The organism is Coleofasciculus sp. G3-WIS-01 (assembly GCF_040223135.1).
Classification (GTDB): Bacteria; Cyanobacteriota; Cyanobacteriia; order Cyanobacteriales; family Coleofasciculaceae; genus Coleofasciculus.
Map to the genome: position 1 here is coordinate 1 of NZ_JAVJZI010000114.1, position 15,522 is coordinate 15,522.

14 protein-coding genes and 1 pseudogene are annotated in these 15,522 nt (G+C 45.6%); 4 read left to right on the forward strand and 11 right to left on the reverse strand.

What is annotated here, in order from left to right:
• Positions 1-450: 450 nt before the first annotated feature.
• Together RIM23_RS11510 and rpmF are read right to left on the reverse strand one after the other, a co-directional pair.
• Positions 451-1,044 (reverse strand): sulfite oxidase-like oxidoreductase, encoded by a 594-nt coding sequence (locus RIM23_RS11510; protein WP_446367169.1) that lies wholly within the window; start codon positions 1,042-1,044, stop codon positions 451-453.
• A 124-nt stretch (positions 1,045-1,168) separates the two neighbouring features.
• The gene (rpmF, locus tag RIM23_RS11515) at positions 1,169-1,342 is read right to left on the reverse strand and encodes a 50S ribosomal protein L32 (RefSeq protein WP_446353641.1); all 174 of its coding nucleotides are present in this window, start codon (positions 1,340-1,342) and stop codon (positions 1,169-1,171) included.
• A 399-nt stretch (positions 1,343-1,741) separates the two neighbouring features.
• Here rpmF and RIM23_RS11520 point away from each other — a divergent pair, with 399 nt between their 5' ends.
• Positions 1,742-2,677: a glycosyltransferase family 2 protein gene (locus tag RIM23_RS11520; RefSeq protein ID WP_446367171.1), complete on the forward strand. Its 936-nt coding sequence runs from the start codon at positions 1,742-1,744 to the stop codon at positions 2,675-2,677.
• A 569-nt stretch (positions 2,678-3,246) separates the two neighbouring features.
• A complete protein-coding gene (locus RIM23_RS11525) occupies positions 3,247-4,218 on the forward strand; it encodes a choice-of-anchor A family protein (protein ID WP_446367173.1) in 972 nt (323 codons plus the stop codon).
• Positions 4,219-4,383: 165 nt separating this feature from the next.
• On the opposite strand, the pseudogene RIM23_RS11530 reads toward RIM23_RS11525, so the two are convergent.
• The 9 genes and pseudogenes from RIM23_RS11530 to RIM23_RS11570 all read right to left on the reverse strand — a co-directional run.
• Positions 4,384-4,935, reverse strand: a pseudogene (locus RIM23_RS11530) (adenylate/guanylate cyclase domain-containing protein); the annotation flags it as partial.
• 456 nt (positions 4,936-5,391) lie between these two features.
• A complete protein-coding gene (locus tag RIM23_RS11535; RefSeq protein ID WP_446367175.1) occupies positions 5,392-6,162 on the reverse strand; it encodes an energy-coupling factor ABC transporter ATP-binding protein in 771 nt (256 codons plus the stop codon).
• A gap of 49 nt (positions 6,163-6,211) precedes the next feature.
• Positions 6,212-6,994, reverse strand: coding sequence for a cobalt ECF transporter T component CbiQ (cbiQ, locus tag RIM23_RS11540; RefSeq protein ID WP_446367176.1), 783 nt, complete (start codon positions 6,992-6,994; stop codon positions 6,212-6,214).
• Positions 6,994-7,632, reverse strand: coding sequence for a cobalt transporter CbiM (gene cbiM / locus RIM23_RS11545; protein WP_446367178.1), 639 nt, complete (start codon positions 7,630-7,632; stop codon positions 6,994-6,996). Before cbiM ends, cbiQ begins: the two co-directional genes overlap by 1 nt.
• A gap of 271 nt (positions 7,633-7,903) precedes the next feature.
• Complete coding sequence (locus RIM23_RS11550) at positions 7,904-8,347, reverse strand: carboxypeptidase regulatory-like domain-containing protein (RefSeq protein ID WP_446367180.1); 444 nt, start codon at positions 8,345-8,347, stop codon at positions 7,904-7,906.
• Between the two features lie 190 nt (positions 8,348-8,537).
• A complete protein-coding gene (locus tag RIM23_RS11555; RefSeq protein WP_446367182.1) occupies positions 8,538-9,383 on the reverse strand; it encodes a DUF4382 domain-containing protein in 846 nt (281 codons plus the stop codon).
• 442 nt (positions 9,384-9,825) lie between these two features.
• On the reverse strand, positions 9,826-10,068 hold the full coding sequence (locus RIM23_RS11560) for a hypothetical protein (protein ID WP_446367184.1): 243 nt from the start codon (positions 10,066-10,068) through the stop codon (positions 9,826-9,828).
• Between the two features lie 43 nt (positions 10,069-10,111).
• Entirely contained in the window at positions 10,112-10,324 is a 213-nt protein-coding gene (locus RIM23_RS11565; RefSeq protein WP_446353625.1) for a high light inducible protein, read from the reverse strand.
• Between the two features lie 330 nt (positions 10,325-10,654).
• On the reverse strand, positions 10,655-12,643 hold the full coding sequence (locus RIM23_RS11570; protein WP_446367186.1) for an adenylate/guanylate cyclase domain-containing protein: 1,989 nt from the start codon (positions 12,641-12,643) through the stop codon (positions 10,655-10,657).
• 420 nt (positions 12,644-13,063) lie between these two features.
• Between RIM23_RS11570 and RIM23_RS11575 the strand changes: the two genes are divergently transcribed.
• The gene (locus RIM23_RS11575) at positions 13,064-14,266 is read left to right on the forward strand and encodes an argininosuccinate synthase (RefSeq protein WP_446367187.1); all 1,203 of its coding nucleotides are present in this window, start codon (positions 13,064-13,066) and stop codon (positions 14,264-14,266) included.
• Positions 14,267-14,381: 115 nt separating this feature from the next.
• Positions 14,382-15,356, forward strand: a complete 975-nt coding sequence (locus RIM23_RS11580; protein ID WP_446367189.1) for a M48 family metallopeptidase — start codon at positions 14,382-14,384, stop codon at positions 15,354-15,356.
• The last annotated feature ends 166 nt before the right edge of the window (positions 15,357-15,522 follow it).

Genomic DNA, 15,522 nt, shown 5'->3' on the forward strand with positions numbered 1-15,522 from the left:
AAGCTCTCGCATCCTCTGGCTTCCCCCGTGCAAAAAAAGCTCTCGCATCCTCTGGTCTCCCCCGTGCAAAAAAAGCTCTCGCATCCCCTGGTCTCCCCCGTGCAAAAAAAAGCGAAGCATCCGCTGGTCTCCCCCTTTTTATGGGGGACGGAAGGGGGATCTAAAAGGGGGACGGAAGGGGGATCTCTAATCTTGTCGTCACTTTAACGGATGCAGAAATCTCTCCCCTCGTTAGCACAATTAGCGCCGTTACTTATGGGATAAGAATAAACCAGGGATTTCACCCAATGTTTGTGTTGAATAAGGATGAAATCAGACCCTACAGGCGGGCACATTTTCCCATTATGAAGTAAGTATCCCAGAAAACCACCGCCCTTGTCAATAGCTCAAATCGGGATTATTTCAGTCATTCTGCACCCCTGCTATCTTAGAAGCACATCAGCTTATTGCTCAGGAACTATAGCGCTCCTCTGCCCAAGGTTGACCTCGGCGGTGATAACCATTACGTTCCCAGAACCCCGATTCCTCGTGGTCAAAAAACTCTAAGCCATTAATCCACTTCGCGCTTTTCCAAGCATACAGGTGGGGAACTACTAAACGCACCGGACCTCCATGTTCTGGAGGTAAAGGTTCACCGAACAGGGTATGGGCAAAAAAGTTATCCTCACGCACAAACTCGTCCAATGTCAGATTCGTGGTGTAGCCGCCATAGCAATGTTGCAAAACATGGGTAGCTTTCGGGTCAAGTTCCACCTGACTCATAAAGTCGGTTACCTTGATCCCCATCCATTGCACATCCAGTTTTGACCAACGGGTCACACAATGAAAATCCTGAGTAAAATCATGTTGAGGCATTGCCATAAAATCTGACCAACGCCAAGTCTTGGGTGTAGCTAAACCCCAAACCCGGAATTCCCAGTCATCAATGTTGACTTGGGGAGTATTACCATAGGTTAGAACCGGGAACCCCTTGGTCAAGAATTGACCCGGAGGCACGCGATCGCTCTGTTCCGGTTCCGGTTTTTGGAAAAATTTTCCGATCATAGTTTAATCTAACTCAACGACCTAACGCTGCGACCTAGAGAGTACCAGAGGTATCATGCTACCTCTGTACTCCCCATCTGTACTCCATCAACAGAGGTATTCACTTGCCTTCTGCCACCCTGCACTAGGCTTCTTCTTCCTCTTCTTCTTCACTCGGATAGACAAACGTCGAACGTCCACTCAGAATTGCCTTCCCAAGAGAGAGGGCTTTCTGGGCTTCCAAGGATGCCTTGCGTCTCCAGTTAGCTCTGCGTTTGTCTCGTTTTGACTTTGATGTTTTCTTCTTTGGTACAGCCATGGTCGTCAGTTCACGATTTTTGCACAACCTTTCTATTGTATGCCACTGGTGGGTATTTGAACCAAAGCCTATTCCTGTCGGAAGCTACTTTACTGAAAGGTTAGACTGAGTAAGCCAATGTAAAGATTGTACAAAGATTGGTTGCAGCTCTAGACACAGGGATGCAAAACCCCTCAAAATATAATTAGTGTAAAAAATTCTTTTCACCCTTCGACTAGGCTCAAAGCCTAGTTTTGACTTGTAACTAAAGGCGGGTTTTATGGATAAGTTATCGGTTTCAAGCATTCCTGAGCGACTTGCACCCGCCTCTATAGTATAACGTTTGACTTCCCAGGTAGCAGTACTAGTCTATGTAAAGGAATCTGCCACTCGTTTAATCGTTCACTCACTTTTTAACTTATGTTTTCCATCTACATTCTCACCCACAACGAAGAACTAGATATTGCCGCTTGTATTGAATCTGCACAGTTATCAGATGATGTCATCGTGGTAGATTCCTACAGCACGGATCACACGGTAGAAATTGCCTCCCGCTATCCGGTTCGTATCGTGCAACATCAGTTTGAGAGCCATGGCAAGCAACGAACCTGGATGCTAGAAGCTATTCCCACAAAGTATGAATGGGTTTATATCTTAGAAGCAGATGAGCGGATGACCCCTCAACTGTTTCAAGAGTGTTTAGCGGCGATAAAACGCCCAAAGGCGGTTGGCTATTATGTGGCAGAACGAGTAATGTTTATGGGGAAATGGATTCGCCACAGTACCCAATATCCCCGTTACCAAATGCGTTTTTTCCAAAAAGGAAAAGTTTGGTTCACAGATTACGGTCATACGGAACGGGAAGTTTGTACTGGAGCAACGAGTTTTCTGCAAGAAACCTATCCTCACTATACCTGTAGTAAAGGCTTGAGTCGTTGGATAGAAAAGCACAATCGCTACTCCACCGATGAAGCAACTGAGACACTCCGTCAGTTACAACAGGGAAACGTCAATTGGTGGAATTTATTCTTTGGTCGCTCGGAAGTCGAACGGCGTCGAGCGCTCAAAGATTTATCCCTACGCTTACCGTTTAGACCCCTGTTACGGTGGATTTATATGTATTTCTTCCTCGGTGGTTGTCTGGATGGCAAAGCGGGAATGGCTTGGTGTACCTTGCAAGCCTTCTATGAATATTTGATTTTGCTTAAAGTCCAAGAAATGAAGCAAATGCCACCGTCTCACATGTCGCCAGCTCATCCAATGACTGTCATACCAGAGGTTAAGACTTCTGAGGTATCCCATAATTATCATCTACCTCAGACTCAACGGACATTAGCGTCCATGATTAAACCCTGAGACAAAGATAAACCTGCCCCAATACTGCTCGGTTAAGGAAGATTGTCCATCGAAGGAAGCAGAGGGAGCAGGGGGAGCAGGGGGAGCAGGGGGAGCAGGGGAAGCAGGGGGAGCAGGGGGAGCAGGGGGAGAGAAGACAGGCTTATCGGAGCAGTATTGAGACCTACCCCACTTTATACCTACTCAGTAATATATCAACAAACTATTCTCCGTTTAGAGATTTTATCTCGATGCGGAGAATAGTTTATTTTATGTAGGATGGGCAAGGATTTTGCAGTTGTTGGCATTAAAGTTTAAATGCCGAACACCATACAGAATCGGTATCAGTTAACAAAATTGATGTCCAGGGACTTACAGCTTGTCGTCGCATAAAAATTCATTGGGGGTTCACAAAGGGAATCAAAACCATGAAGACTTGATGTTATCCGTTGATTTCTAATGACATCTCGTCAGGTTTTTGAATAAGATTAAAACAACTGAGCAAAGGTAAGGTTCAGCATCTAACCCAACAGAATTGCTGAAAAGCTATACCTGAAACGCAGCGCCCATTACACCCTTTAATTGTTGATATGAACACTAAAACTTTTTCGCGTTTAAGTAAATTGGTAGCTCCCTTATCAATGGCAGCGACGATGGTACTATCGCTATCTACCCAGGCTAGTGCAATTAGTCTCGCAAACATTTTTGAATATAACTTATTTGTGCTCGGTGATGTGAATCAGAGTAATACTGATTCTGAGGGGAAGGTCGCCATTGCTGGGAATGCCACATTCACAAATTTTTATGCGGGAATGGAACTTCCGAAAGAGGGAAACAATGGCGATGTCTTAATTGTTGGTGATAATTTAATCTTCAGCAACGGTCAAGTTCGAGGTAATACGGTTTATGGGGAAACAGCAGAACTGACCAATGTCACCCTGCAAAATGGGGGGACGCTGCGCCAAGATAATCCCATTGACTTTGCTGCAGCCAGTCAGGAATTACGAGGATTATCTCAATTCTGGGCAGGGTTAGAGGCTACTGGTACGACAGACATAGCTGATCGTGGAATTACGTTAAATGGTTCAAATGAAAACCAGAATATCTTTCATCTAAGTGCGTCGGATTTAAGAGAGGCTAGCAGCTTCAATCTTAATGTAGCTTCAGGTTCAACTGCCATCGTAAATATTAGTGGACTCGAAGCATCATTACAAAACTTTAGGTTCAACATCAATGGTGGTATTGATCAGCGACAGAAAGTCATCTACAACTTCTATGAAGCCACGAACCTATCAGCCAGTGGCATAGGAATTGAAGGTAGTATTTTGGCGCCTACCGCTACTTTCAACTTTAACAATGCTCAAATTAACGGTAACTTAATTGCCGCTTCGTTAACGGGAGGGGGACAATCCAATAACTATCTCTTCAATGGCAATTTACCTGAACTAATAAGGGCGCCTCAAGCCAGTGAAGCCGTTCCTGAACCCGCGACATTAGCTGGGTTAGGATTAGTCGCGGCTGTGGGTATTGCTTCTCGCCGTAAAGATAAGCATAAAGTCTAAGCCTGTTAAAGGTGAGTTGAGCAATTGGCTGCGATAACCAAAACGATAGCCTTATCCCACCTCAGCCACTCCAACCCTGTCTAAGTCCATTTTTTCATGCACTCCTCACACTATAGTCCCTGACTTTAAGTCGGGGATTTTTGTATTTTCAAATTATTTTATGGATTAACATTTCTCGATCAGCCAATAAGTCATCATTTTGCCCTTTCCTTTAACCTCAATTACACCGCGTTTTTCTAACCTATACTGACCGTGTAACTGATCATAAGTCGCCTGAGTTACTTGAATGCTTCCTGCTAATCCCTGAGATTCCATACGAGATGCAACATTTACAGTATCTCCCCACAGATCATAAACAAATTTGTTCATACCAATCACTCCAGCCACCACTGCACCAGTGTGAATGCCAATCCGCATCTGAAAAGGTTCGTCTGTATCTGTAGTAAATTGGGTAATTGCCTGTTGCATATCCAGCGCCATTTCTGCGATCGCCTGGGCATGATCGGCTCGAGGCAGAGGAAGTCCACTGGCAACCATATAGGCATCACCAATTGTTTTAATCTTCTCTAAGCCATGGTGTTGAGCTAACTGATCAAAGCAGGAAAAAATCTGATTGAGTAAGTTGACTAATTTTATCGGAGATAAGCGAGACGATAGGGGGGTAAAGCCGACAATATCGGCAAACAAAATGGTGACATTCTCGAAGTATTCCGCAATCACACCAGGGTTGAGCAGTTTCGACTCTATCGCCTCTAAATTCATTTGAGTAAGCTGATGAGGCAGGGCAAAATACTGATCAAGCTGTTGATGAGTGCGATCGCTCACTTCCATTTTTAACTGAGTCACCAGTTGCTTAACGGCTTGTTGTCCATGGCGCACAGAAAGCCATCCAGTTAGTCCGACGGCGACAAAAATTTGCAGCAGGAAGGGAACAACAATAATGATGCGTAAGGGCAGGGTTTGAGAAACCAGGGAAGCTCGATAAATCAGCGTTTTCAAGAGCATAGTGGTTGGCGGCAGAAACCGGACGCTTGCACCCTCATAATCTTTGATTGGGTGAGAGTTGTTTACACTTATAATAGTGCGTTCCTTAACAGCCGCCAGTGAGAAAAAATAGCGTATGACTTGTATTACGCGATCGCGGATTCAGATGTCTGACACTATGGTTTTTGGCTACTGATGATGAGAACGCAAGGAGTGCGGCACTTCTAAACCATGAGCGTTCATTAATGATTCATCCGCCATAATGTGCTGGGGAGTTCCATCAGCAATAATTCGTCCTTCATTGAGTAAAAGCACGCGATCGCACACTTCGATAATCAATTCTAAGTCATGGGACGAAATCAGAATCGTTTGCTGGGCGGTTTGGAGAAAATTGATCACGCGACGACGATAGCGCATATCTAGGTTAGCGCTGGGTTCATCGTACAGAACCAATTGGGGACGCATGGCTAATACTCCCGCGATCGCGACCATGCATTTCTCACCTCCAGAAAGATTGTGCGGTACCCGTTCTGCTAGGGTTTCCACACCAGCCAGAGACAGCGCATGTTGAACCCGATGGTTAACCTCATCCCCTGACATCCCCATATTCTGTGGACCAAAGGCGACATCTTCCCATACTGATGGTAATAATAACTGATCGTTAGGATTCTGAAACACTAAGCCGATCTCCGGGCGAAACTCACCCACAACAACGGGTTGTCCAAATAAGTCAATGTTTCCAGAGGTGGGTGTTAAAATACCGCAAATTGAGAGGAATAGCGTTGTTTTCCCCGCACCATTGGGTCCAATTAAACCGACTCGTTCTTCAGGATATATATTAAAATTTACGTCTTCTAAAACCTCAGGTCTATCCGGATAGGAGAAACTAAAATCAGAAATCGCGATCGCCGGTTCTCTAGCACTGTCTGGGTTAGATACAAGTTGTTGTTGTGGTCTCATAATTCGTCATTTGTCATTTGTTTATGTCATTCGTCATTGGTAAGGATTATTACCGCCTTTGTAGCAGAATTTCAGCAACGACGAACCCAAGGGCGATCGCGAAGGTGATCCCCACCGCAATTAAATCCCCACGAGAAACCCGATTTATGCTACTAGGCGGTTTACGATGTTTCAGGGTATAACCGTACCCTCGTAATATCATCGCTTGATAAACCTGCTGGGATTGGTTGTAACTGCGAACCAATAAGCTACCCACTAGAGACGCCAGCACATTCAGATTACGGCGAGACAAACGAGTCGCCCGAAACCCCCGCAATTGCATCGCCCGTTTCATTTTGATTAAATCTTCACCAAACTGTTCGATATAGCGGTACGTCAACAGCGTCATATCCGCCAGTACCGCCGGAAGTCCCAGCGATCGCATAGCTTTGACGGTACTCAAAAACGGGGCTGTACCAAACAGAATTAAACTCACAGTGAGAATACATAAAAATCGAGTCGCAATCAGCGCTAGCGCCACGATTCCCTCTTTATATAGACTCAAAATACCTATCTGAACGATAACCGTACTACCCACGGTAAACGGTAAAAGCAGAGTAATCGCCAGCAAAAAAAAACCAGGGTAGCGCAGCCGCGATCGCAAAAACGACAGAGGTAATCTGGAGAGGCGATAATACACCAGCGTCACGACGATCATCCCTGGGAGTAAACTTAACTGTTCAACAAATGAAAACGCAAAAATTAAGCTAAATAAACCAATCAGTTTACAACGGGGTTCCCAACGATGAATCGAAGAGTCTAAATTGGCATAAAAATCCAGTCCGTGTTTCATCAACTCTCCAACAATTCAGGTTTGACTTGTTTCAAAAACAGAGCCACGGCTGTCGTAAACGCGCCCTCAATTGCCATCAGTGGGATATGAGCCAAGACTAATGCGGAAATTGCTGTTCGTTCGGCTGACACATCTATAGTCGCGGGAATATTAGTAATCACTAAACCAAAAAATATCAGCGTAGCTATACCTAAACCTCCCGCCCCCCCGATAAAGGCAAACAAACCCGTTACCACTCGATTATCTTTATCGAATAGTAGGCGCAATTGAAATAGATGATACGCCAAAAGTGCCGGTACGCCAAACATCGTGGCGTTTACCCCTAAAGTGGATAAACCACCATGCTGAAACATAATCGCTTGAAAGAATAAACCGATAAGAATCGCTGGAAACGCATAATATCCCAACATTGTGCCTAACAACCCATTCAGAATCAAATGGACACTCGCTGGTGGGATGGGGATGTGAATCCAAGAGGCGACAAAAAAGGCTGCTGTGAGTAGAGATGCTTTGGGAATATTCTCTTGGGGATTAGGATCTCGGTTAATTTGACGTAGGGAGTACCAAGTGAAACCTCCTGTCGCTGCGTAACCTGTAATACATACAGAAGCAGGTAGGATACCGTCAGGAATATGCATAATTTTTGTGTAGTTTTGACCCTTCACTTCGCGCATAGGGCAGGGCGCGTGACCCCTCACGACTCTCGATGAAACCGGGTTTGTCTGGGCGGATTTAGGGACTTAAGTTTCATGATTGATGATAACATTTATTCAAAACCCACCCTGACTTGTAGGGGCGGGTTTAGGGACTTAAGTTTCATGATTGATAATAACATTTGTTCAAAACCCGCCCTGATCTTAATTTTTTTTGACAATGAACAATGAACAATTATAACGTAATTGTGACCACCTACTTAGCATGTTTTGTCCCTTGGGAAAAATAGAGTGCTGTACCGACAAAACCCCAGATCACCGCAACCGCCATAACCACAATTTGAGCAGGTGTGAAAGAGCCACTCTTGGATTGAATACTCATCACTTGACTATCGGCGGTGTTCTCTGTTGCTGATTGATTCTCACCCATAGAAATAGTAATCAAATCACCGTGACCCGCTTGGCGAACCTGAACCGCCCATTCTCCCGGTTGTGAGCGTTCAGGAACAAAGACAAAGCTACCATTTTCGTCGGTGGTTCCTTGCAACCAAGGAGTAGAAGGATCTTGGGGAGAGTAAACCGTAACTTGGGCATTAGACATGGGTTTGCCGTTATCAAAAGCCGCATCAATTTTAATCGCCTGCGTGGTTTCATAGTTAATCTTGGCACCATGAGCCGTAGCTTTAGCTGACCAGCTCATAACTAACATTAGGATAAGGGGGACTAACAATTTCCTCTTCATCGCTCACATTTTCTTAATGTCTTAGAAACGGTTGAAACCCAGTCTGATTAAAGGGAAGGCGGGTTTTATATCCCAGTTAAGAGAAACCATCAACATTAATCCCTAAACCCGCCCCTACATCGAGGTTGACCAATAACCAATGACCAATTTAACTCGATTTGTTGGCAACGGTTTGGATTTCTTCACAGTGACCCTCACCGACGTGACCTAAACTGGGAAGAATTTCCTGAAGTTTCTGGTATTCTTCTGGGGAGAGTCCTGACTTGAGCTGCTCTTGGTCTAACTCTAGTGTGCCATCCTTGGCTAGAGTCGCTAACGGTTCAAACCCCAACGCACCAGTATTAATCTCATCATCAGCGGGGGCGTCGGCGTCTCCAAAGAGGTGGTCAAAGTGGAACGTGGCTTCCAAGTCGGCGGTATCACCTTGAGCCAGAATTCCCTTGCGTTCGTCGCCGACAAATTCCCCACAGACAAATTCTAAGGGCTGATTTAGGGCAATGGTAAAGTCAATGGTTTGCCCCTCTTTCTCGGCTGTTCCCATCATCATCAGGGTTTGACCTTCAGCCGGTCCCTCCTCGGCTTTGACCATTTTCCAGGATAAAGCATTATATTGTCCGGCAGGGGCATCGGCAACTTCTTCCACGAGAATGGGTTCAGCATCTTCCCCACCGGCGGCTAAATCAACGGTGTGGGTTTTGTCCAGAACCACTTTTTCTTTCGCTTGCACTTTACTACCCGCCTCAGCATTGAACGGCGGATCACTTTGGTAAGCGGTGATATCTGCTAAGTTGACGTAAACATGGTCAAAGGTAATTTGCCATCCATCTTTTGATATAAAACCCTGGCGAACAAAATCTTCTCCATTCGCCCGGATTTCTAGGGTTCCACTCCCTTGACTTGCCTGAGTTGCACTCTGAGTTTCTGTTTGTGTCTGAGTCTCGCTGGTGGTTTCACTCTGGGAACAGCCAACTAGCGTCCCAGTTGTCAAGACCATCAGACTCGCGAAAATGAATAGTGGTTTCTTCATTGATTGGCTTTAGCGGTTCTCATACTATACCCAATTAAATCCAACAAGTTTTCCTAATAATTTGCAATACCCCGGGAGGGCATCTTTTGGCAAACGAGGAACAGGAAACAGGGAACTGCTTAACAGGGAACATGAATTATTGTTCTCGCTTTTTGATTAAGTCATAGTCATGGATTTAGCGGTGTACGGTAGACCCTTGAAATCGTTTAATACATTGACAACTGAGTTTCTGACCGAGCTGAATCTGGTTCTTTATTAAAGCAAACTGTAGGACGGATGAAAATACCAGGGAGGGGTATAGAAAAATTTAGGGAGAATCCTCTACTATATGCTGTAAGTCCTGGTCATTATAACCAGGACTTGTGGGAAACCTATTAAGGTTGACCGGAAACTAACTGGATACACCAGCTTAGTTAATGGTACTGATAAAGAGTGCTGCAAGAGTTCCTGTCACTCCAACGGCGATTAACAGGTTGTTTAAAAATAGACCTAATTCCGGCTCTATTCCTAGGACTTTATCTTCTTGACCCGCTGTAAAAAACAATGACCAAGCTTGGTTCAGTGTTAGAGAATCAAAGTTGTTAAAATCAGTCCGAAAAATAACGGGTCTAAATATATCTTTGTTCGTGAAAGAGTCAAAATCAGTTTTCATTATGTTCTTCCTGACAAGGTTAAACGACTGCGCTGGGTGATGTCTAGAGGTTAGTAAACCAGCCAATCAAGCTTTGTCCACTCAGAGCTTCTACCGCCAAGAGTGAGACGAAGCCAATCATCGCTAGACGTCCATTGAGCTTTTCCGCGTATTGTGTCAAACCAGTGCGTGGCGTGTCATCGACATAAACCTTGGGTTCGATCGCAAAGTTATTCAGTCTGTCTCCTTCTTCGAGGCTATAACCGCGTGTGGTCATTTGCTTGTCTCCTTTGTTTTCCTCTGACGTTAACAAATGTAACGCAATGTAAATATTTTTTGCAAGTGCTTGACAAAATCAAAGAGTAGTAGAATCCGTACTCAGCACATTAGGTGTTCCCGGTATGGGGGAGATGAGGGAGCTTGTTCCAGACGTGATGTGAGAAGCGTCTGGGAGCTGGGGGAGCCAAACTGTAGGGGCGGGTTTTACCATTAACCTTCCGGAGACAACATCTAACTTAACTAAACCCGCCCTTGTTGGGGAAGCAGGGGAAGAGGATTACCAATGAACCATCGACAATGAACCATTGGACTTTGGACAAATCCCCAATCACCCTTTCCCGGTTAGCCAATAGGTAAGCATTTCTCCTTTTCCCTTCACCTCAATGATCCCGCGTTTTTCCAAGATATATTTATCCTTTAACCGTTCGTAAGTTGCCTGAGTAACTTGAATTCCCCCAGAAATTCCTTGAGATTCCATCCGCGAGGCGACGTTTACAGTATCCCCCCACAGATCATAAATAAACTTTTTCATACCGATGACTCCAGCAATCACAGGTCCTGTGTTAATACCAATCCGCAGTTGAAACGCTTCCCCGGTATCCATGCGAAATTGAGTAATCACCCGTTGCATCTCTAATGCCATATCCGCGATCGCTTCGGTATGATTGAGTCTAGGTACAGGTAGACCACAGGCAACCATATAGGCATCACCGATGGTTTTAATCTTCTCCAACCCATACTCCTCAGACAGCAAATCGAACGTGGAGATAATGGTTCCGAGTAATTGAACCAATTCCGTCGGTGGCATTCGGCTTGATAGGGGGGTAAACCCGACAATATCTGCAAACAAAATCGTCACATCGTCGAATTGTTCAGCGATGAGGGCTTCCCCATGGTACTTGCCTAAGGTACTGTGGTTTTGTTTCAACTGCTGTGCGATCGCCTCTGGCAAAATATTTAATAATAGGCGTTCTGACTTTTCCTGTTCCGCCCGCAAATCAGCTTCTGCTTGGAGGCGCTGCTTCTCAACTTCAATGCGCTGGGTGATATCTTCTAATACTCCTAAAACGCCAACAACGTTACCTTGGGCGTCATGGATGGGAATTTTACTCACATCTAGCCAAACCGTTTGCCCATCGGTGGGGGGTTTTTGTTTGGTTTCGACAACATGGAATTCGGCTTGATTCCGGGTAATAACCCGCAAATCTTGCTGGCGGTAGAGTTCAGCAATATCTGGACTGGGAAGTAAATCATAGTCTGTTTTCCCCACCACAACATCTGGATTTTCTAGTCCTGCTGCTTTTGCCCAATTTTTATTGCAGCCGAGAAAGACTAAGTTGGTATCTTTCCAAAAGACTTGTTGGGGGATATTATCGATAACTAATCGCAAATATTCTTCTTTTTCTCTCAAGGCTGCTTCAGCTTGCTTGCGTTCTGTCACATCTGTGCCAATTGAGAGAACTTCAATTAATTCACCACCCTGATTAAAAATTGGTTTATTCGCCCAGGTAACCCAAACCGTTTCCCCAGTCTTGTGAATGGTTTCCACGGTTCTGATCCGGTAACGTTCTGGACGTTTGCGGATAGCTCGGATCAAAATAGACAGCATCCGCTGCGATCGCGGCGTATTCGGGACGAGAGTTCCCACCAGATTGCTATTGAGCAGTTGATCGTTATCATAGCCAAAAAATTCCTGACCATAACGATTGATGAATTTAATCTGCCCTTGAACATCCCACCGCAAAATAATGCAATTCGGGGTTTCGACTAAATCTCGATACTGCGCTTCACTTGCTCGCAAAGCTTCTAGGGTTTGTTGATGTTCGGTAATATCCCGCGCTACCCAGAGAACAGAGTCTTTTGAGATGGGTGAAATACTGGCTGCAAACCAAACGGTTCGAGCCGCCAAGGTGAGACGATACTCAACCTGAACCGTCTGCTGGCTGTCTAAGGCTTGGCGAATATAGCCGACAAACTGATCCGCTTGCGATCGCGCCAAAAGATCATACTCAGTTTTGCCCAGCATAGCTTCAACAGGTTGACCTAACAAGTCTGGATTTGTCGAGACAATTTTCAGATAACGTCCTTGGCGATCTTTGACGAAAATCAGTTCCGTCACCGCATCAAATAAGGCACGTAATTCTGATTCAGAGTTGAGGGAATTTGTCAACCATTTAGACCGTTGACTGAAGTGTGAGATCGACTGACGTATCCCAATGGAGATTAACCCAGCGAGTAAGGCGACTAAGGCGAAAGCCGCCAGACAGACAACCAGGAGATGAGAAGTATCGGGATAAATGGCTGACCAATTGGTCATGGTTTACGGTAACATCGGTATACATCACCGACCAGGCTTGCCTGTGAATAGTTGCTGAGAAAGATGCTACCCCGATTAAATCTGACACCGTTGCACTGGTTCGGTTCGATATGCCCTTCTTAGCAGACCAAAGGGTGCGATCACTTCGCCCTACAGCAGGTATTTTTATAAATCCTGCACTAAGTAAGCGTGTGGGTGTAGCTAGATCATCCAATCAGTCTGTCTTAGAAGTGAATTCCATGATAGCGACAGACGGAGAATCCGGCGTTGATTTTGATCAACCCTTACCATGGACGTTCTATGTTAAGCCGTCATGCTCCCTCGAACGAATAGACACGCCATGGTGCGTCTCATAATCTTTGATTTGGAGACGGGATCTGTCACAATGATGTCCTGGTTGTTTCCCAGGGTGAGAAATTCATGGGTCGTGCTGAAAAAGTTGTACTAGCCTACTCAGGAGGAGTCGATACCTCCGTCTGTATCCCTTATCTCAAAGAGGAGTGGGGTGTTAAAGAGGTGATCACGCTAGCCGCCGATTTGGGTCAAGGTGATGAGCTCTCCCCAATCAAAGCAAAAGCGTTGAAATCCGGTGCCGCCGAATCTCTGGTGGTAGACGCGACTGAACAGTTTGTCACAGATTACGCCTTTCCAGCGATTCAGGCAAATGTGTTGTATGAAAATCGCTATCCCTTGTCCACAGCGCTAGCGCGTCCGCTGATTGCTAAATTATTGGTAGAAGCTGCCCAAGAGTATAGTGCAGATGCCGTGGCTCACGGTTGTACAGGTAAAGGGAATGACCAGGTGCGGTTTGATGTGTCGATTACCGCACTCAACCCTAACTTGAAAGTTCTAGCACCAGCGAGGGAGTGGGGGTTTAGCCGGGAAGAGACGATTGCCTACGGGGAACGTTTTGGGATTCCTTCTCCGGTGAAAAAGTCCTCCCCCTATAGTATTGACCGTAATTTGCTCGGTCGCAGTATTGAGGCGGGGATTCTCGAAGATCCCATGGCTGAACCGCCGGAAGAAATCTATCTGATGACCAAAGCGATCGCGGATACTCCCAATGATCCAGAATACGTGGATATTGGCTTTGAGCGAGGAATTCCGATCTCGCTGAATGGTCAAGCACTTGACCCTGTATCCCTGATTACTCAGCTTAACCAGATAGCCGGAAATCATGGGGTTGGGCGGATTGATATGATTGAGAATCGGGTTGTCGGCATTAAATCCAGAGAGATTTATGAAGTCCCGGCTCTGTTAACCTTAATCCACGCCCATCGTGACTTAGAAAGCCTGACGTTGACCGCTGATGTGAGCCAGTATAAGCGGGGGATTGAAGATACCTATAGCCAACTGATTTACAGGGGGTTATGGTACTCTCCCCTAAAAGATGCCCTAGATGCCTTCATTCAGCAAACTCAGGAGCGAGTTTCAGGAAGCGTGCGGGTCAAATTCTTCAAAGGTAATGCCACCATTGTTGGACGAACATCCAGCAATTCCCTCTATACCCCAGAACTGGCAACCTATACCTCTGAAGATCAGTTTGACCACAAAGCCGCTGAAGGCTTTATCTACATTTGGGGATTACCCACTCGCGTTTGGTCAGCCAAAACCAGAGGTTAAACCCAGTAGGGTGGGCAATGCCCACCCGTTCCACCGGAGAGACGTTCCATCGGAACGTCTCTACAAATCGCTAGCATAGAAAGACAAACGTCCACGTTGTAGCTTCAATTCCCCTATGCCCACCTATCCTGGAATTTCTAGCGACGCCTTCCGACATCCCCTAGACCAACAAGCCGAGGATGCCTTGCGGAATGTTCCTGGATTTAACCTGGTTGCCCGCAAATTCGTCGAATTTATCTACGAACGTCCCCAATTCGTCTATCTGATGGGCAACAGTATCCAAGTAGGACCGCGCCAATATTCCACGATTTACAGCTTATTTCGCGAATGTGTGCGAGATTTAGATATCCATCCAGAACCCACCCTATTTGTCAGTCAAAACCCCCAAGTGAATAGCTATGCCTTGGGACAAGACAATCCGTATATTGTTTTGAATACAGGGTTATTGGACTTACTCAGTGAAGTCGAAATTCGCACCGTTTTGGCACATGAACTCGGACATATCAAATGCGGTCACACGATTTTAATTCAGATGGGAATCTGGGCGATGGGTGCGGCTGCCTTCCTGGGAGATCTAACCTTTGGTATTGGTAATATTGTCAGCAGTGGTTTACTCTTTGCCTTTTATGAATGGCGGCGTAAAGCGGAGTTATCGTCAGATCGGGCGGCTTTACTGGTTATCGATGATATCAATATTGTAATGAAAACGATGATGAAACTATCGGGGGGTTCTCATGCTTATGGTCATGAGTGCAGCCTTGATGAATTCATCCGCCAATCTGAACGGTTTCAAGACCTTGACCAAGATGGTCTTAATCAAATTTATAAATTTTTATTATACAACGGTGGGAATGGTTCTTTTCTCACTCATCCTTTTCCAGTTGAACGGTTGCGCTATCTGCAAGAGTGGGTCAAATCAGAAGAGTATCGTCAAATTCGTCAGGGCAATTATCGACGAGTGACGGATGAAGGAGCGGTAGATGTGCCATCACAAGCGGCTCAAAACCAGGAAGCGCAACGATTAAAGCGTCAACTTGACGACTTGCAACGGGAAATTAATCGGATTAAGTCTGAGTCTGATCATTCTTAAGGTTCGTTTGTAGTAAGCGCTGTCTTCGCTATCAACCCTCGCCGCGCTGACTTAAGCGGACTATCGCCAGGTTAAACGCTTCCCCTGCTTGCAGACGCTCTGGTAGAGCGTCTCTACTTCGGGCTTGCTGCACAAGTCCAAAACCCTTAACTATCAATGCTTTGAG